Origin of the sequence: Alistipes sp., assembly GCF_048465635.1 — a bacterium.
Classification (GTDB): Bacteria; Bacteroidota; Bacteroidia; order Bacteroidales; family Rikenellaceae; genus Alistipes.
Map to the genome: position 1 here is coordinate 318,685 of NZ_DBFWLF010000028.1, position 16,459 is coordinate 335,143.

The 16,459-nt window shown below is 62.1% G+C and carries 14 protein-coding genes and 1 tRNA gene; 8 read left to right on the forward strand and 7 right to left on the reverse strand.

Features of this window, described 5'->3' with window-relative positions:
• The first annotated feature begins 74 nt into the window (after window positions 1-74).
• The 7 genes from ACMO9O_RS11020 (at window position 75) to ACMO9O_RS11050 (ending at window position 8,162) form a co-directional block, all read left to right on the forward strand.
• Complete coding sequence (locus ACMO9O_RS11020) at window positions 75-2,570, forward strand: DUF5686 family protein (protein WP_418983917.1); 2,496 nt, start codon at window positions 75-77, stop codon at window positions 2,568-2,570.
• A 396-nt stretch (window positions 2,571-2,966) separates the two neighbouring features.
• Window positions 2,967-3,626: an HAD family hydrolase gene (locus ACMO9O_RS11025; RefSeq protein WP_418983918.1), complete on the forward strand. Its 660-nt coding sequence runs from the start codon at window positions 2,967-2,969 to the stop codon at window positions 3,624-3,626.
• Window positions 3,627-3,708: 82 nt separating this feature from the next.
• On the forward strand, window positions 3,709-4,074 hold the full coding sequence (locus ACMO9O_RS11030; RefSeq protein WP_418983919.1) for a DMT family protein: 366 nt from the start codon (window positions 3,709-3,711) through the stop codon (window positions 4,072-4,074).
• A 179-nt stretch (window positions 4,075-4,253) separates the two neighbouring features.
• On the forward strand, window positions 4,254-5,147 hold the full coding sequence (locus tag ACMO9O_RS11035) for a helix-turn-helix domain-containing protein (protein ID WP_418983920.1): 894 nt from the start codon (window positions 4,254-4,256) through the stop codon (window positions 5,145-5,147).
• Between the two features lie 13 nt (window positions 5,148-5,160).
• On the forward strand, window positions 5,161-5,727 hold the full coding sequence (locus tag ACMO9O_RS11040) for a flavodoxin (RefSeq protein ID WP_418983921.1): 567 nt from the start codon (window positions 5,161-5,163) through the stop codon (window positions 5,725-5,727).
• A 115-nt stretch (window positions 5,728-5,842) separates the two neighbouring features.
• Complete coding sequence (locus ACMO9O_RS11045) at window positions 5,843-6,613, forward strand: carboxymuconolactone decarboxylase family protein (RefSeq protein WP_418983922.1); 771 nt, start codon at window positions 5,843-5,845, stop codon at window positions 6,611-6,613.
• A 343-nt stretch (window positions 6,614-6,956) separates the two neighbouring features.
• Window positions 6,957-8,162, forward strand: a complete 1,206-nt coding sequence (locus tag ACMO9O_RS11050) for an MFS transporter (protein WP_418983923.1) — start codon at window positions 6,957-6,959, stop codon at window positions 8,160-8,162.
• A gap of 29 nt (window positions 8,163-8,191) precedes the next feature.
• Here the strand turns inward: ACMO9O_RS11050 and ACMO9O_RS11055 are convergent, their stop codons facing one another.
• From ACMO9O_RS11055 to ACMO9O_RS11080, 6 genes are all read right to left on the reverse strand, one after another.
• Complete coding sequence (locus ACMO9O_RS11055; protein ID WP_418983924.1) at window positions 8,192-8,920, reverse strand: nitroreductase family protein; 729 nt, start codon at window positions 8,918-8,920, stop codon at window positions 8,192-8,194.
• On the reverse strand, window positions 8,917-9,624 hold the full coding sequence (locus ACMO9O_RS11060; RefSeq protein ID WP_418983925.1) for a type 1 glutamine amidotransferase domain-containing protein: 708 nt from the start codon (window positions 9,622-9,624) through the stop codon (window positions 8,917-8,919). Before ACMO9O_RS11060 ends, ACMO9O_RS11055 begins: the two co-directional genes overlap by 4 nt.
• A 65-nt stretch (window positions 9,625-9,689) precedes the next feature.
• Window positions 9,690-10,610 carry a transporter gene (locus tag ACMO9O_RS11065; protein WP_418983926.1) on the reverse strand — a complete coding sequence of 307 codons (921 nt, stop codon included), beginning with the start codon at window positions 10,608-10,610 and terminating at the stop codon, window positions 9,690-9,692.
• A 75-nt stretch (window positions 10,611-10,685) separates the two neighbouring features.
• Window positions 10,686-11,135: a GatB/YqeY domain-containing protein gene (locus ACMO9O_RS11070; protein WP_418983927.1), complete on the reverse strand. Its 450-nt coding sequence runs from the start codon at window positions 11,133-11,135 to the stop codon at window positions 10,686-10,688.
• 32 nt (window positions 11,136-11,167) lie between these two features.
• The gene (locus ACMO9O_RS11075) at window positions 11,168-14,116 is read right to left on the reverse strand and encodes a fibronectin type III domain-containing protein (protein WP_418983928.1); all 2,949 of its coding nucleotides are present in this window, start codon (window positions 14,114-14,116) and stop codon (window positions 11,168-11,170) included.
• Window positions 14,106-15,557, reverse strand: coding sequence for a sodium:solute symporter (locus ACMO9O_RS11080; RefSeq protein WP_418983929.1), 1,452 nt, complete (start codon window positions 15,555-15,557; stop codon window positions 14,106-14,108). The genes ACMO9O_RS11075 and ACMO9O_RS11080 overlap by 11 nt, the downstream gene beginning before the upstream one ends.
• Window positions 15,558-15,833: 276 nt before the next feature.
• On the opposite strand from ACMO9O_RS11080, the gene ACMO9O_RS11085 reads away from it, so the two are divergent.
• Window positions 15,834-16,310: a TspO/MBR family protein gene (locus ACMO9O_RS11085; RefSeq protein ID WP_418983930.1), complete on the forward strand. Its 477-nt coding sequence runs from the start codon at window positions 15,834-15,836 to the stop codon at window positions 16,308-16,310.
• Window positions 16,311-16,367: 57 nt separating this feature from the next.
• Here ACMO9O_RS11085 and ACMO9O_RS11090 read toward each other — a convergent pair.
• A tRNA-Met gene (locus tag ACMO9O_RS11090) sits at window positions 16,368-16,441 on the reverse strand.
• Window positions 16,442-16,459 lie beyond the last annotated feature (18 nt).

Below are 16,459 nucleotides of genomic sequence, written 5' to 3' on the forward strand. Positions count from 1 at the left end.
TTCAGTCCAATTCGTACAAAGGTAAGGCATTTCGGACAACTTGCCGTTTTTTTGGTTAAATTTGATGTCCTGAAATGAACCCTTGCAAAACCATACTCCTACTGCTCACCCTGCTCGGGTGCGTGGAAGCCGCGGGGCAGAGCACCCGTGTGCGCGGCCGCGTCACCGACGCCGCCAACGGGAATCCGCTCTCGTTCGTCAGCGTGGTCTTCCCCGGAACCACGACCGGCATCACCACCGACGAGGAGGGTATCTACACGCTCGAAACGCGCGACACCTCGTCGCTGGTCGCCGCCTCGATGGTCGGCTACGCCACGCTGACCAAGCCCGTCAAGCGCAACACCTTCAACCAGGTGGATTTCGCGTTGCAATCTGTCGAATTCAACATCGGCGACGTGGTGATCACCCCCGGCGCGAACCCGGCGCACCCGATCCTCGACGGCATCCTGCGCAACAAGCCCCGCAACAACCCCGCGGAATACGAGCGTTACCGCTGCGCCACCTACACCAAGATGGAGCTGGACCTGACCAACATCAAGCCGCAGTTCCGCAGTAAACGGCTCCAGCGCAACTTCGGGTTCATCTTCAATTACGTCGACACCTCGGCGCTGACCGGACAGGCCTACCTGCCGGCGATGATCTCCGAGACTTCGGCCGACTACTACCACAGCCGCCGCCCGGACCTTTCGCGCGAGGTGATCCGCGCCAGCCGCGTATCGGGGGTCGACGACACCTTCTCGATCGCCCAGTTCACGGGCAACCTCCAGAACGAGATCAACTTCTACGAAAACTTCATCGACCTGTTCAACGTCCGCTTCGCCAGCCCGCTCGCCGACGCGGGACGGTCGTTCTACGACTACTTTCTCGTCGACAGTCTGACGGTCGAGGGGCGCAAGACCTACAAAATCCGCTTCCACCCCAAGCGGCTGACTACGCCCGTGCTCGACGGCGAGATCAACGTCGACTCGGCCTCCTATGCCCTGCAATCGGCCTCGGCGCGCATGCCCAAAGGGGTTAATGTCAACTGGATCAAGCACCTGCGCATCGAAAACGAGAATTGTATGGTCAACGACACCTGCTGGTTCCGCAGCCGCGACCGCATCTCGGCCGAGTTCTCGATCGTCGTGCGCGACTCCTCGAAGCTCACCTCGTTCATCGGCACGCGCGAGGTCGCCTACTCCGACGTGCGCATCGGCGAACCGATACCCGACGAAATCCTGCACATGGACAACGACGTGGTGGTGGGCAGCGAGCAGATCACGCGCAAGGAGGAGACCTATTGGGAGGGGGTGCGCCCCTACCGGCTCAGCGACCGTGAGAAGGACATCTACGCGATGGTCGACTCCGTGCAGCAGGTTCCCCTCTACCGGAACATCTACACGCTCATCAACACGATTATCGGCGGCTACTGGAACACGAAATACATCGGCATCGGTCCCTACTACAAGATGGCGAGCTTCAACAAGCTCGAAGGGTTCCGCATGCAGGCGGGAGCGCGCACGACGACGGCCGTGAGCCGCCGCATACGCCTCTCGGGCTACGTGGCCTACGGTACGCGCGACGAGGACGTGAAGGGCGGCGGAAGCGTCGAGCTGGCGTTCAGCCGGCGGCTGTCGCGCAAGCTGACCCTTTCGGGCAGCCACGACGTGATCCAGCTGGGCGCGGGTCAGAACGCCCTCACCGAGAACAACATCCTCAGTTCGATCTTCTCGCGCGGCGGCCGTCAGCGCATGTCGATGGTCAACCGGGCCGACGCCTTCTACGAACACGAGTGGTCGCACGGCATCAGCAACCTCATCGGCATGCGGCTGCAACGCGTCTACGGCAACGAATACGTGCCGCTCGTCCGGCCCGGCGGGGAGGTGCTGAACTCGCTCTCCAGCTCCGAGGTGCACGTGGGCATGCGCATCTCCCACCACGAGAAAATCTACCGCACGGCTTTCGACAAGCGCTACCTGGGTTCGAAATACCCGGTGCTGACGCTCGAACTGACCGCAGGACTGCGCGGCCTGATGCGCAACGACTACGAATATTACCGGCTGGAGGGCGGCCTGCACTACAAGCCCAAATTGCCGCCGATCGGTTATTCGGACATCACGCTCCAGGGCGGCCGGATTTTCGGCAAGGTCCCCTACCTGCTGCTCAAACTGCACGAAGGCAACGGAACCTATTTCTACGACCCCTACGCCTTTTCGTGCATGAACTTCTACGAGTTCGCCTCCGACACGTGGGCGGCGATCTTCTTCGAACACCACTTCAACGGCTGGCTGCTGGGGCGTATTCCGCTCATGAAGCGGCTCAAATGGCGCGAGGTGCTGGTCTGCAAGGCAGTATGGGGCACGCTTTCCGACCGCAACAACGGCAGTCTGCCCAACACCGAGGCCGAACTGCTCTTCCCCGAGGGCATGTCCTCGGTCGAGAAGCCCTACGTGGAGATGGGCTTCGGGGTGGAGAACATCTTCCGACTGCTGCGCGTCGACTGCATCTGGCGGCTCACGCACCGCAAATCCGTTCCGGGGCAGGACGTGCAGAATTTCGCCGTCAACCTGAGCCTGCGGCTCAAGTTCTAAGGGGATTTCTTGTGCGGTGATTTTCCATCAGCCGGGAAAAACGGGTTGCAGCCTGCCTGAGATGTTTGCGGCTTTTGGAGTTATGCGGAAGTCCTAATGATTTGCGGCTTGGAGCCGCGCGGGCCGCAGCCTCCGGCGGCGGAGGCCCGCTCAATCGCGTCCCTCCGCAGGCTGCAGCCCGAGCATATACGCTTATCTCTGCCCTTTTCTTGCACACTTTGCCGAAATACCCCTCCCCGCTTAGATAGGCGGCGCATCGGCAAAATTCAAGCCTGCAGCTTGCAGCACCCCGAGCGATAACACGGCAAATATCCTTATACGTTTGTTTCTGCACTTGGCTTGCATTATCTTTGCGTCCGAATCCGGCGGCTCGTCGCTGCCACGACCCTATGAACGATGATTAAAGCAGCGCTCTTCGACATGGACGGCACGCTGGTGGACAACACTCCGGCCCACCTCCGCGCTTTCGAAATATTCTGTGCCCGCTACGGCGTAATGGACTGGCAGCAAAAGCTGGCCAACGCCTACGGCATGGGCAACGACGACATCATGCGGCTGATCCTGCCCGAAGCCGTCATCCGCCGGAAAGGGCTACAAGCCCTCTCCGAGGAGAAAGAGGCTATCTACCGGGAGCTGTACGCACCCGAAATCCATCCGGTGAAGGGGCTGATCGGCCTGCTCGAACGCCTCCGCGCCGCGGGCATCCGCTGCGCCGTCGGCTCGTCGGGCTGCAAGGCCAACGTCGATTTCGTGCTGGAAAAGTGCGGTCTGAAACCCTACTTCGAAGCCCGGATCAGCGGCGACCGGGTGACGCGCTGCAAACCGGACCCGGAGATCTACCTCACGGCCGCCGCCGCGCTGGGCGTCCGGCCCGCGGAGTGCGTCGTCTTCGAAGACGCCAAAGCGGGCATCGAATCGGCCCGCCGGGCAGGCGCGGGCCGCATCGTGGCGCTGGCGACGACCCTCGACCGCGCAACGCTCGAAACCGAGACGGACGCCGATCCGGTCGTGGACGATTTCGACGGCATCGGCGACCTCGGCTCGCTTCTTCGCTGAGTTCCCGGACGATTTTATGCACCGGAAAGGACACCGACACGAATAAATTCCTATTTTTGCGCTCGCAAAAACGCAAAAGATCATGTTCCGGGGAATCGCTACCGTCGCTCTGCTCATTGTTTCGAACGCTTTCATGACGCTCGCCTGGTACGGGCATATCGCTTTCAAGTCGCGGCTGGAGCGCTTCGGCCTTATGGCCATCGTCCTGTTGAGCTGGGGCATCGCGCTGTTCGAATACTGCTTCCAGGTTCCGGCGAACCGCCTGGGAAGCGCCGAGTTCGGAGGTCCGTTCTCCATCTGGGAACTGAAGGTCATCCAGGAGGTCGTGTCGCTCTCGGTCTTCACGCTCTTCGCGCTGGTCTTCATGCGCTCCGACACGCTGCGCTGGAACCACCTCGCCGGATTCGCCTGTCTGATTCTGGCCGTCTGGTTCATCTTCCGCAAATAGTTCCCCGACACATCTGTCACCTCCGCCTGCCGAAATCCGACAGGCGGTTTTTTCACGGGCAGCGCTTTACCCCGATTACGGAATTTCGCCGAAGATTTACCCCGAATACGGATTCGGTGCGGACAGCCGCATCCGCTTCCGGAAAAATGGTTAAATTTGTCGAAAGAAGCAGCAACACCATGGAAGAGATTCTCAAAATCGACACCGTCGAGCAGTACAACCGCCTCTACGGATTCGAGACGCGCCATCCGCTGGTGGGTTTCGTCCAGTTCGATTCGGACGAAAGCCAAAGAACCTACCGCATGACCACGGGGTTCTACGCGGTTTTTCTCAAAGAGACCAAAGGCTGCACGATCGACTACGGTAAAACGCGCTACGACTTCGACGACCAGACGGTCGTCAGCATCGCACCGGGCCAGACCGTCGGTTTCAACGTGGTCGAAGGCACACCGGCCCGGGGCCGGGGCGTGCTGTTCCACCCCGATTTCATCCGGGGAACCTCGCTGGGGCAGAAGATCCGGCACTACTCGTTCTTCTCCTACGAGTCGAACGAGGCGCTGCACCTCTCGGAGGAGGAGCGGCGGATCGTCGCCGACTGCATGTCGAACATCCGTTCGGAGTTGCAGCACCCCATCGACAGACACACCAAAGGGCTTGTCTGCACCAATATCGAGCTGCTGCTGGATTATTGCATGCGCTTCTACGAGCGGCAGTTCATCACACGGCAGGACCTGAACATCGACACGCTCGCCCGCTTCGAAAAGTTGCTGGACAACTACCTTGCGGACGGTCTGGCCGCCGAGCAGGGCATCCCGTCGGTGAAGTATTTCGCGGACAAGATCTGCCTGTCGCCCAACTACTTCGGCGATCTGGTCAAGAAGCAGACCGGAAAATCGGCCAAGGAGTATATCCAGCTCAAGATGCTCGATGCGGCCAAAGAGCACCTGCACGACCCGCTGAAGTCGATCTCGGAGGTCGCCTACGCGCTGGGGTTCCAATACCCGCAGCACTTCGTGCGCTTCTTCAAACGCTATGCGGGAGTGACCCCGAGCCAGTACCGAAAGAGTAACTGAACCACCCTACCCTATGAATAAGATGCTTGCCTTACTTTGCGCCGGTCTGCTGGCAGCGACCGTTCCGGCCGACGCCCAAAACGACACCGCCATGAACCGAACGGATCACAAAACGCTGGTCGTCTATTTCTCGGCGACCGGAACCACCCGGGCCGCCGCCGAACGGCTCGCCGGAGTGATGCAGGCAGACCTCTTCGAGATCGTCCCGCAACAGCCTTACACCGCCGCCGACCTCGACTGGCGCAACAAGTCGAGCCGCAGCAGCGTCGAGATGAACGACCGCACGTCCCGGCCGGCCATCGCGCGGCGCTGCGCTGGCATGGAGCAGTACGACGTGGTGTTCATCGGCTTCCCGATCTGGTGGGACGCGGCTCCGACCATCGTCAATACCTTCATCGAAAGCCACGACCTTGCGGGGAAGCGACTTCTCCCGTTCGCCACGTCCGGCAGCAGTTCGATCCGAAACAGCGCCAGCGATCTGAAAAAGAGCTACCCCGCCCTGAAGTGGGAAGCGGGCAGATTGCTCAACGGCGCTTCACAGCGCGACCTGGAGGCGTGGAGAGAGGAAACCGGTCTCTGAACCGCCCCGAAGATCGCGTCGGACCCGATCCACTGAAACAGATTAACCGCCCGCATCGATGAAAAATCTTTCGCTAACAATCGCTTTGTTTGTTCTTTTCATCCCCGCACCCGCTATGTCGAAAACACCCCTGAAAATCAAGCAGACCGCCGGACGCGACCAGCTCGGCGAGTTCGCCCCCGAATTCGCCCGGCTCAACGACGACGTCCTGTTCGGCGAGGTCTGGAGCCGCAACGACCGCCTTTCGCTGCGCGACCGTTCGCTGGTCACCCTCGTCACCCTGATGGCGCAGGGGCTGACCGACTCCTCGTTCAAGTACCACCTGATGACAGCCCGCAAGAACGGCATCACCCGCGGGGAGATCGCCGAGATTCTGACCCATGCCGCTTTCTACGCCGGATGGCCGAAGGCGTGGGCGGCATTCCGCATGGCGAAGGAGGTCTGGGCGGACGAGACGGCCGCCGCGGATGCCAAAGCCGCTTTCGAACGCGAAATGATCTTCCCGATCGGAGCGCCGAACGACGCTTACGCGCACTACTTCATCGGTCAAAGCTACCTTGCCCGGGTATCCGCGGAGCAGGTAAAAATCTTCAACGTCAGCTTCGAGCCGGGGTGTCGCAACAACTGGCATATCCACCGCGCGACGAAGGGCGGCGGACAGACGTTGGTCTGCGTGGCCGGGCGCGGCTGGTATCAGGAGTGGGGCAAACCCGCACGCGAGCTGCATGCGGGCGACGTGGTGAACATCCCCGCCGGGGTGAAGCACTGGCACGGAGCCGCCGCCGACAGCTGGTTCGCCCACCTGGCCGTCGAGATCGAGGGCGAAAACACCTCGAACGAGTGGCTCGAAGCGGTCGACGACGCACAGTACGACAGCCTGCCGTAGCGGGTTCTTGGGAAAGTGCCGGCGAGGGAGAGGGAGGCTCTTTCCCGCCGGCATCGCTTTTGTCTTTGCACATCCCGGTCAATGGGCGGACGGCAAGTCGCGCTCCGCACGATAACGGCCGACGGCGCGAAAACAAGCGGACGACCGTAAAAGGATTTTCACAAATCGACGGTTCTTTCTATCTTTGCCGCACGAAATGCAACAGCATGCGCACGAACGCACTCCTGCCCTTTCACTTCCGTCCGGACCGCCATCCGGTCTTCGGCCCGGTCCCCCGTCCGGCCGGCCGGACAGGCAAGGGGCATTGGCCCGTTCGCAGCACCCTGAACCGCCGCTCAAAACGATGAAATCAGCCTCCCCGTCCCTGACAGCCGGGACCGTCTATCCGATCCTGCTGGCCATCAGCCTCTCCCATCTGCTCAACGACATGATGCAGTCGGTCATTCCGGCCGTCTATCCGCTCCTCAAGGAGAAGTTCGGATTCACCTTCGCGCAGATCGGCGTCATCACGCTGGTCTTCCAGCTCACCTCCTCCATCCTGCAGCCGTTCGTCGGGCGTTATGCCGACCGCCGGCCGAGACCCTACTCGCTGGCCGTCGGGATGTGCTTCACACTGGTCGGGCTGCTCTCGCTCGCCTTCGCACCGGGGTTTGGCACGATTCTCTTCGCCGTGGGAATGATCGGCTGGGGTTCATCGGTCTTCCACCCCGAATCGTCGCGCGTGGCGCAGCTCGCCTCGGGCGGGCAGAAGGGTCTCGCGCAGTCGATCTTCCAGGTCGGCGGAAACGCCGGAGCGGCGCTGGGACCTCTGCTGGCGGCCCTGATCGTCATTCCGTTCGGTCAGGTCTCCATCGGCTGCTTCGCGCTGACGGCGCTGCTGGCCATCTTTCTGCTCGTAAGGATCGGCAACTGGTTCCGGCGGCAGCTCGTCGTCGCTACGGACCGTGCTTCGGCCGCCGCGGCAACTCCGCTTCCCGGCCTTTCCCGGCGGAAAGTCCGCAAGGCGCTCCTTATTCTGACCCTTCTGGTCTTTTCGAAGTATTTCTACATCGCCTGCATGACCAACTACTTCACCTTCTTCCTGATGGAGAAGTTCTCCGTCACGGTCTCGGGCGCGCAGTACTGCCTTTTCGCATTCCTCGCGGCTTCGGCGGCCGGAACCCTGATCGGCGGTCCGATCGGCGACCGCTACGGCCGCAAGTACGTCATCTGGGGATCGATTCTGGGCGCAGCCCCGTTCACCCTGCTGCTTCCCTATGTCTCGCTGCCGTGGACCATCGTGCTCGCAGTGATCATCGGGCTGGTCATTTCGTCGGCCTTCTCGGCCATCGTGGTCTTCGCCACCGATTTGATGCCCGGCAAGGTCGGCATGATCGCAGGGGTATTCTTCGGGCTGATGTTCGGGCTGGGCGGCATCGGCTCGGCATTCTTCGGCTGGCTGGCCGATCGGACCAGCATCGAATTCATTTTCCGCATCAGCACGCTGCTCCCCCTGCTGGGCGTCGTGGCCGGATTCCTGCCGAACATAGCGACAAAACGCATGGGCTGAAACAGTCCATGCGTCTTGGTCGGTCGGGATCACATCCGGTGATAAACCTCGTCGAAAGGCACTCTGAACCGCTCGCCCCAGATTCCTTTCTCACCATCCCGGATTCCGCAGGGAATCGCCATATTGATCTCCGCGCCGTGCGGCAGTTTGAGCGCCTTTCTCAGCCGGCGGCTGTCCAGCCCCTCCAGCGGGCAGGTGTCGTACCCCTCGTTGGCCATCGCAATCATAAAGGTCTGTGCGGCGAGCGCGCACGATTTGTGGGCCACCACCCGCATATCGTTTTCGGAGACTTCGAGCATCATCGGACGGAAGATACTGATTATGTTGGCCAACAGCTTGCGGAACAGTCCCAGCAATCCGAAAAAACGGGCATAGACGAACGGCATCAGATATCCGTAATACAACTCCCGGTCCTTGATGCGTTTCTCCTGCCGCTCCCGGGGGCTGTTGCGACGGATGTTCCCCCGCTCGAATTCGAGCACGGCCCGCGCGTGCTTCCGGTAGCGGTCCCGCCGCACGACGAAAACGACGATCTGCGACGCCGTGGAAGCCGCTTTCTGACCGAGGCAGGCTTCGGAAACCTTCGCCAGCAGTTCGGGCTGCGTGATCTGATAGAACTCCCACAACTGCATGTCGGAGCTGTTGGGAGCCAGGGTCGCCAGCTCCAGGCAATGCCTCACCCGCTCGGGATCGATCGGTTTCTGCCGGTCGAACAGCCGCACGGAGCGGCGAAAATTCAGGACTTCATCCAGATTCATCGTACGTCCGCTATTTTTTCCAGCCGTCGCATCACAACCCGGGCCAACCGTCCGGAGCTGAACGGGTCCTGACCGGTAATCAGGTTCCCGTCGACGACCACTTTCGGAAACAGCGGGATCAGGGCTTTTTCGTAACAGGCCCCCCGAGCTTTCAAGGCCGCTTCCAGATTGAAAGGGACCGCCTTTTTCCGGTGGGCGAGGCTCTCCTCGAACCAGCTAAACCCCGTAAGCCGCTTGCATCTGATGAGATAACGACCATCGGCGAGCTTCACATCGAGCAGTCCGCAGACGCCGTGACAGATGGCAGCCACCAGCCGCCCGCTTTCGTACTGGGTCTGAATCATGCGCTGCAAAACCGCGTTGTCCGGAAAGTCGTACATGGCTCCGTGGCCCCCGGCCAGATAGATACAGTCGAACCGCTCCCCGGAAACCTCCTCCAGACTTAGCGCGCCGTCGAGCATCTCCCGGAATCCGGGCGTTTGCCAATAGGCCCTTGAGAGCCTGTCCAACACGAGCGGTTTCAAACTCTCGGGATCGACGGGCGTAGCACCCCCGCGCGGGTTGGCGATCGTCACCCGATGCCCGCATTGTTTGGCACGATGGAAAATATGAGTGAATTCACTGAGCCACAATCCGGTCGGAAGTTTTCCATCGGCAAAGGCATCTACTCCGGTAACTACGAGCAAAATCTTGGCAGGACGCATAAGCAGCAATTTTTGACACGCTCGCTTCAAAACAAGGGCCAAAGTGCCGCGTACCGGGATTCCGCTCAACGATTCATTGGCGTTTCCCGGTCCTTCCGCCATATCTGGTAAGAATTCACGAAGTTCTGCCAGACGATGTACGCCGTCGGAGCGATCGAGGAGATCGGATCGAGGAACGACTGCGCCATCCAGACGGCCAGCACCGTATTCTTCTGCCCGAGCGACTGACCGCCGGCCGCCGGATCGCCGTAGCGGCGACCCACGGCGCGGCCGACCTTGAACTGGACCAGGCAGATCGCCAGCGCCGCGAAGGCGAGCCACAATTCGGTCGCGGCCGATGCGTCGCGCAGGTCGATGATGAAAGCCGTCGTGCGGCCGATGATGACCAGCAGCGACAAGAGCCACATATAGAACGAAATTTGGCTGTGATCGCCGATCCAGCGCGCAGCTTTGGGGGCCAGGAAGCGGCAGCATTGCGCTGCGGCGAACGGCATGATAAGCAGCGGGGCGATGCGGGCGAGTATCTCGGCAAAGGTGCAGACCCCGTTTCCGGTGAAGGTCAGCACCACGGGAGCCAGCAGGGCGATCACCATATTGCAAAGCAGGCTGTAGGTGGCCATCGTTGCCACGTCGGCCCCCAACATGCCGCCGATGACCACCGCGGCCATCGCCACGGGAGCCAGCACGCAGATCATCGCCCCCTGCGCCACGATGCCGCTCAGCGGCAGCAGCAGGCAGAAAATGCCGACACTCACCACCACCTGAAACAACAGCAGCCAGAAGTGCATCATCGAGGGCTTCATCTGCTTGGGTTTCACGCGGCAGAAGGTGACGAAGAGCATCAGGAAGATCAGCGTCGGGGTGATCATCTGCCCCGTCCACGCCTCCAGCGCAGAGATCGGGCGGCAGAGCAGCGCCCCCACAACCATGGCCGACGGCATGGCGATGGTCTTCACGTTGCGGTGCAGATATTCAAGAACTTGCATAACGGATCGGTTTCATTCAACAAGTGGGGAGCGCCCGAAGGACGCTCCCGCATTGGGGTTCGGGCAAGTCCAGCCTTACGACAGGAGCTTCTTCACGCAGGCGGAGATCTCCCTGCCGTCCGCGCGGCCCGCGAGGCGCTTCGAGGCGATGCCCATCACCCGGCCCATCTCCTTCATGGAGGAGGCTCCGACCTCGGCGATCACGGCCTTCACCTCGGCTTCGAGTTCGTCCGCCGTCAACGGCTTCGGCAGGAACTCCTGGAAGACGGCCACCTGCGCCAGCTCTTCGTCGGCCAGGTCCTGCCGGTTCTGCGCCGTGAAGATCGCCGCGGAGTCCGTGCCCTGCTTCGAGAGTTTGGCGATGATCTTCAGCACGTCGGCATCGGGCAGTTCGGCGATCTCCGGTCCGGCGGTTTTGGCTTCGATGATGTACTTCTTGGCATTGCGCAGCGCGCCCAGGCGCACCGTATCCTTGGCCTTCATGGCCTCCATGATCCCTTTCGAAATCTGCTGTTCCAACGACATAGTTTATCGAATTTTAGAGTTTATTACTTCACTTATTGCGCGAGCAGGAATCCCAGCACGTCGCGCATCAGGCGATCCCGCTCTCCGTCGTCCGTGACGGCCTCGAACGGAAAGCCTGCTACAAAGGTTCGCCCCTTAGCGTCGCACGCCACGGCCGCCGTGCGGCCTCCGTCGACATAGCGCATCACGGCAAAGGCTCCCGGCGCAGGCCGGAGCGCATCGGCCCGTTCGACCCGGTAGCGGTCGCGGTCGTAAGCGGTGTTGAAGCGGTATTCGCCGCGTGCGATACCCGCATGCGAAGCGACCACCCGCACCCGGCCCCGCAGCGCCGCCACGTTGCCGTCCGCCGTGCAGCGAAGCACCTCGCGGGCGAAGGCGCGCCCCTCTTCGGGCAGCGTATCGTCCCACAGATCCGTCATCACGTAGCTCCCCGAGGCGAAGAGTGCGCCCCCGTCGGCCAGGTAACGCCGCAGCCGGTTTTGCAGCTCGGGCGAAAACGTGGCGAACGCCGGCCCGTTCACGCCGCGGCCGAGCGTCGTCGTGCGCTGCTTGCCGAGGATCAGATCGACCGCCGGATACGCCTCCAGCGCCGTCGTGCCGCGCTCCACGGCTTTGAGCGAAGCCGAGCAAAACGAGTAACCCGCCGCCGCCACGGAACGCCCGTGCAGGAACGGATAGTCGAACGTGTTGCCGCCGATGACATCCGTCTCATAATCGCTGCGGCACGCGCCCAGCGCCAGGCTGTCCACCGTGCAGCGGCTCTGCGCAAGGTCGAACACGTGCTGCGCGCCGATGAACGAAATATCCTGCCGGTCGGCAACCCCGCCGTCGAGTTCGGTGCGGAACCCCGCCAGCGAATCGCTGCGCATGCTCGGCGGAGCGCTGATCCTATCGAACCCGTTGACGATCAGCACCCGCCCCTTCTCTTCGGGCATCCGGCAGACGGCGAGCGTCTCGCTCGGGAAGCTCTCGCCCCCTTCGTTCACAGCCGTCACCCGGTAGGAGTAGATCCGCCCCGGCTCCGCATCGGTCAGCAAACGGGGTTCGTCGACGTAACGTCCCGCATCGAAGCCGCCGTCGTCTGCGCGCGTGTAGACCACATAGCCCGTCGGCGCGGCCGTCGTTTCCAGCGAATCCATGACGGGACTCCACCTGAGTTTGACCCGGTCATCGTCCGTAAATTCAGCCGCGAAAGCCTCTACCGGAAGCGGCTGCACTACGTAAGGTAATCCGTATTGCGAACTGACGTACCGCAGGATACCCTTGTAAACCGCACGGCTGACCAGGAACTTGAAACGCGGATCGCTGCCGTAGCGCATGTCGGCGAAATTCTGGTGCGAGAGCAGCTCCAACAGCATGGTGGGCGCGCCCGGGACGCGGGCTTCGTAGTAGGAGCGGTTCCACAGGCCGCGGCGGCTCCAAGAAGGTTCAAATGTGCGGCGTATGTCGCTCACGATCTGTGTCATCACGATGTCGGTCAGGTCGCGCGACCGATAGCGGTCGGCCCCGCCGGCGAAGTGCCCGTCGTTGTCGCGCGTGAAGAAGATCCCCAGCGTGCCGACGATGCCGTCGCCCTCCCGGACGCCCGCGTCGGAGTGGAACGCCAGCGCCAGATCGACCGGGATGCGCAGCCCCGCGGAGTCGGGCAGCCGCTCCGAACCGCCCATCAGGGCGTTGACCCAGTGGGCGCGCGACATAAAGTCGTCCTTGTAATCGTCCCGCCCCGCTTTGGGGGTGTAGACCGCTTCGTCGAACCCGGCCCACTGGAGCCAGTAGCGGGCGCCCTCGCAGAAGCGGGGATAGCCGCTCGTCTCCTCTGCGTACTCCACACCCGGCCTGCGGAGCGAATCGCGCACCGAGCGGGCGACGTTGCCGTAGCCCCCGCCGATCTTCACCGCATCGGCCGAAACCGTCCGGCCGGCCTTGCGGGAGCGGTTCGTGAGCGACACTACCTCCTGCTCGCCCGCCTCGAAGGGAAAACGGCCGAGGTAGATCCACGTTCCGCCGCCCATCGTCTGGTTGACGGCGTAACTGCTCCCGCCCCCGAGGTGATGAACCGTATAGTGTGCATCGTCAGCGCTTTGCGCCGTCGTTTCATAACTTACGTAAACGGCATATTCGCCCCGCTCGGGAATCACCGCCCGCCAGACGGCACGCGACAGCGGTCCGTCGGTCACCGTCCGGGCCTGCCGGGTCGTCCCATCCCGGAACGGATTCTCCCCCGTGCGGTAGACCTCCTGGAGGTGGGCGAACCCCACGCCGCCCGGCTGCCAGGCGCCCTCCTCGCGGTATTGTTCCGGCGCATCGTTGTCCGCCAGCACCTCGTGCAGCTGCACGTCGCGCTCGCGCGGCAGCAGCACGCAGGCCCCGGCACGCTCCAGCATCGGGACCAGGTAGGGCAATACGTAGCTCTGCGTGTAGAGGTCCTCGCACGTCTGCCACAGCTTCGAACGCTGCCAGCGCCAGCGGTTTTCCGCCTGATCGAAGTAGCGTCCATGGCTCTGCCAAAGGGCGATATGCCGCCCCGCAAGCCCCTGCGTAGGGTTCACCGCCGTCGAAAGCGGGGTCACCAGCGGCCGTTCCGCCCGGTTGACGAAGGGTATCGGCCGATCCTTCTTCCGGACCGGACGCGTCCGATAAGCCATCGGAATCAGCTCGCGGATTTCGCGGCGGTCGGTATAAAGCTCGATGCGGGCTTTGGCAAATTCGCGCGGCAGAATAACTCGCACCGAATCGTAAATAGCCTGCGTATTCTCCTCGCGGAAAGGATAATAGGACATGCCGATCGACGTGAAGACCCTTACCCGGCTCCGCGACGCCTTGACCGCATCGACCCGCACGCTGCCGCCCGCCACCTCGCGGCCGACCACGCGCGTGAGCATCTGCCCGATCTCCCGACGGGTTCCCGCACCGATCTCGGCCGCAGTCACCGCGCCGCCGTAGAGCAGCAACAGCATAGTAACCAATACCCTATTTTTCATTCCGTTCGAGCACTAACAACATTCCCGCCACGGTGAACGCGGCGTTGTAAATCAGTAATTCGAAGCCGATCTGGTAGCCCCATGCCGCCCGTACGGCGTATTGCAGCGCGGCGCTCAGCAGCGGCGCGGCGACGGCCACCAGCGGAATCCAGCGGTCGCGGACCCGCCGCCGGGTGCAGATGCCGAAGAGGAACAGTCCGAGAATCGGCCCGTAGGTATAGCTTGCCACCTTGTATACCAGGTTGATTACGCTGTCGTCGGCCAGGTAGCCGAACGCGAGGATCACCCCGGCCATGCCGGCGGCCATCGCAACGTGCACCGCCCGGCGGATGCGCGTCAGTCCCCGCTCGTCGCAGCGCCGCGTGGCGGAGAGGATGTCGACCGTAAACGAGGTCGTCAAGGCCGTCAGGGCCGATCCGGCAGCCGAATAGGTGCTTGAGATAAGCCCTATAATAAAAAGAATGCCAACCGAAAGCGGCAGTCCTCCGTTGACGGCGACCAGCGAAAAGACCTGATCGCTCTTGGCTGGGGCGGCCAGCCCGGCACGCTCCATATAGAGGTAGAGCAGCACGCCCAACACCAGAAACAGAAAGATGACGACGATCTGACTGGCAGCCGTCAGCAGGATATTCTTCTGCGAATCGCGCGGCGTGGGGCAGCTCAGGTTGCGCTGCATCATATCCTGATCCAGTCCGGTCATGGCCACGAGCAGCACGATGCCCGCAAAGAACATCTTCCAGAAGTAGCGGTCCGAAGCGGGATCGTCGAAGAAGAAGATCCGCGACAGGGGCGATGCGGCGACCTCCCGCACGGTGTCCGTCAGCGTCAGGTTCAGGCCGCGCATCACGAAGAGGATCGTCAGCACGAGGCTCAGCAACAGGCAGACGGTTTTGAGCGTATCGGTCCAGATCAGCGACTTGACCCCGCCCTGCTGCGTATAGAGCCACACGAGGGCCATCGTGACCACGGCGTTGAGCCACAGCGGCAGCCCGAAGTGGTCGAAGACCAGCAGCTGCATCACGGCGCAGACGACGTAGACGCGCAGCGCCGCGCCCAGCATCTTCGAGACGAAGAAGAACCAGGCCCCAGTCCGATGGGCGGCCACGCCGAAACGGTCGTCGAGGTATTCGTAGAGCGATACCACGCGCAGGCGGTAGAACGTGGGAATCAGCACGAAAGCCACCGCCAGCTGTCCCACCGTGAAACCCAGCACCATCTGCATGTAGGAGAAGGCATCCACGGCCACCGAGCCGGGCACGGAGATGAACGTCACCCCCGACATGGCGGCCCCGATCATGGCGAAAGCGGCCATGTACCACGGCGTGCGGCGGTTACCGGTGAAGAACCCGGCGTTGTCGGCCCGGCGGCCCGATGCCCACGCGACGGCGAACAGGACGGCTATGTAGCCCAAAACGGTGGCTATGACGGCTGCGGGTGACATTTCGGCAAAGGATTCAGGAGACAAAGATAGCAAAAAAGATCACACTCCGGGGGTCCGGCAGCGGTTTTTCTGCGGCCCTTCAGGAGGCGAAGACGGCAGCTCCCGACGGCTACAAACCCACCTCCCTGGCAGGCAGGGGCGTAGCCGCCCAGACGGGTCCCAAAGAGTTCGCCAACGGGTTGCGCCCCTTGGACGGATCGGTCCGTCCGCCGCTAAAAGGACCTGCCCGGCCGCTGCGGGCATTGATTTTGTATTTCCTCTTCGAAAAGCGGAATCATGAAAAAATTCTGGGCATACTTTCTACCCACCCTCCTCTGCTTCGTTTTGGGTGGTATCGCCGCCGTGCTGCAAACCGGCGCGCTGGCCGAGTGGTATCCTTTTCTGATCAAACCTGCGCTGACGCCTCCCAACGCGGCATTCCCCATCGCCTGGTCGATCATCTACCTCTGCATGGGCATCTCCGCCGGGCTGATTCTCACCTCGCGTGCCAGAAGCCGCCGCAAGGTCATGACGTGCTGGTACGTGCAGCTGGGTTTCAACTTTTTGTGGAGCATCCTCTTCTTCACCTTCCGCAGCCCGCTGCTGGGGATGATCGACATCGTAGTGCTCGATGCGCTGGTGATCTGCTACATCGTCCGCAGCGCGCGGGTGCGCATCGCCGCGGCGTGGCTCTTCGTGCCGTACCTCTGCTGGATTCTCTTCGCCACCTACCTCAATGCCTACATCCTCATCTTCAACGGAACGGGCATTTGACCGATGGCAGCTCCATGCAAAGAAAAAGGGTTCCGAACTGTTTCGGAACCCTTTTCGTAGCGGGAGAGAGACTTGAACTCTCGACCTCATGATTATGAATCATGCGCTCTAACCAGCTGAGCTATCCCGCCATTGCTGAAAGCGATTGC

Bases quoted from the DNA above. Each gene is read 5' to 3' on its own strand.
- ACMO9O_RS11020 (WP_418983917.1), top strand. From the start codon at position 75: ATGAACCCTTGCAAAACCATACTCCTACTGCTCACCCTGCTCGGGTGC.
- ACMO9O_RS11025 (WP_418983918.1), top strand. From the start codon at position 2,967: ATGATTAAAGCAGCGCTCTTCGACATGGACGGCACGCTGGTGGACAAC.
- ACMO9O_RS11030 (WP_418983919.1), top strand. From the start codon at position 3,709: ATGTTCCGGGGAATCGCTACCGTCGCTCTGCTCATTGTTTCGAACGCT.
- ACMO9O_RS11035 (WP_418983920.1), top strand. From the start codon at position 4,254: ATGGAAGAGATTCTCAAAATCGACACCGTCGAGCAGTACAACCGCCTC.
- ACMO9O_RS11040 (WP_418983921.1), top strand. From the start codon at position 5,161: ATGAATAAGATGCTTGCCTTACTTTGCGCCGGTCTGCTGGCAGCGACC.
- ACMO9O_RS11045 (WP_418983922.1), top strand. From the start codon at position 5,843: ATGTCGAAAACACCCCTGAAAATCAAGCAGACCGCCGGACGCGACCAG.
- ACMO9O_RS11050 (WP_418983923.1), top strand. From the start codon at position 6,957: ATGAAATCAGCCTCCCCGTCCCTGACAGCCGGGACCGTCTATCCGATC.
- ACMO9O_RS11055 (WP_418983924.1), bottom strand. From the start codon at position 8,920: ATGAATCTGGATGAAGTCCTGAATTTTCGCCGCTCCGTGCGGCTGTTC.
- ACMO9O_RS11060 (WP_418983925.1), bottom strand. From the start codon at position 9,624: ATGCGTCCTGCCAAGATTTTGCTCGTAGTTACCGGAGTAGATGCCTTT.
- ACMO9O_RS11065 (WP_418983926.1), bottom strand. From the start codon at position 10,610: ATGCAAGTTCTTGAATATCTGCACCGCAACGTGAAGACCATCGCCATG.
- ACMO9O_RS11070 (WP_418983927.1), bottom strand. From the start codon at position 11,135: ATGTCGTTGGAACAGCAGATTTCGAAAGGGATCATGGAGGCCATGAAG.
- ACMO9O_RS11075 (WP_418983928.1), bottom strand. From the start codon at position 14,116: ATGAAAAATAGGGTATTGGTTACTATGCTGTTGCTGCTCTACGGCGGC.
- ACMO9O_RS11080 (WP_418983929.1), bottom strand. From the start codon at position 15,557: ATGTCACCCGCAGCCGTCATAGCCACCGTTTTGGGCTACATAGCCGTC.
- ACMO9O_RS11085 (WP_418983930.1), top strand. From the start codon at position 15,834: ATGAAAAAATTCTGGGCATACTTTCTACCCACCCTCCTCTGCTTCGTT.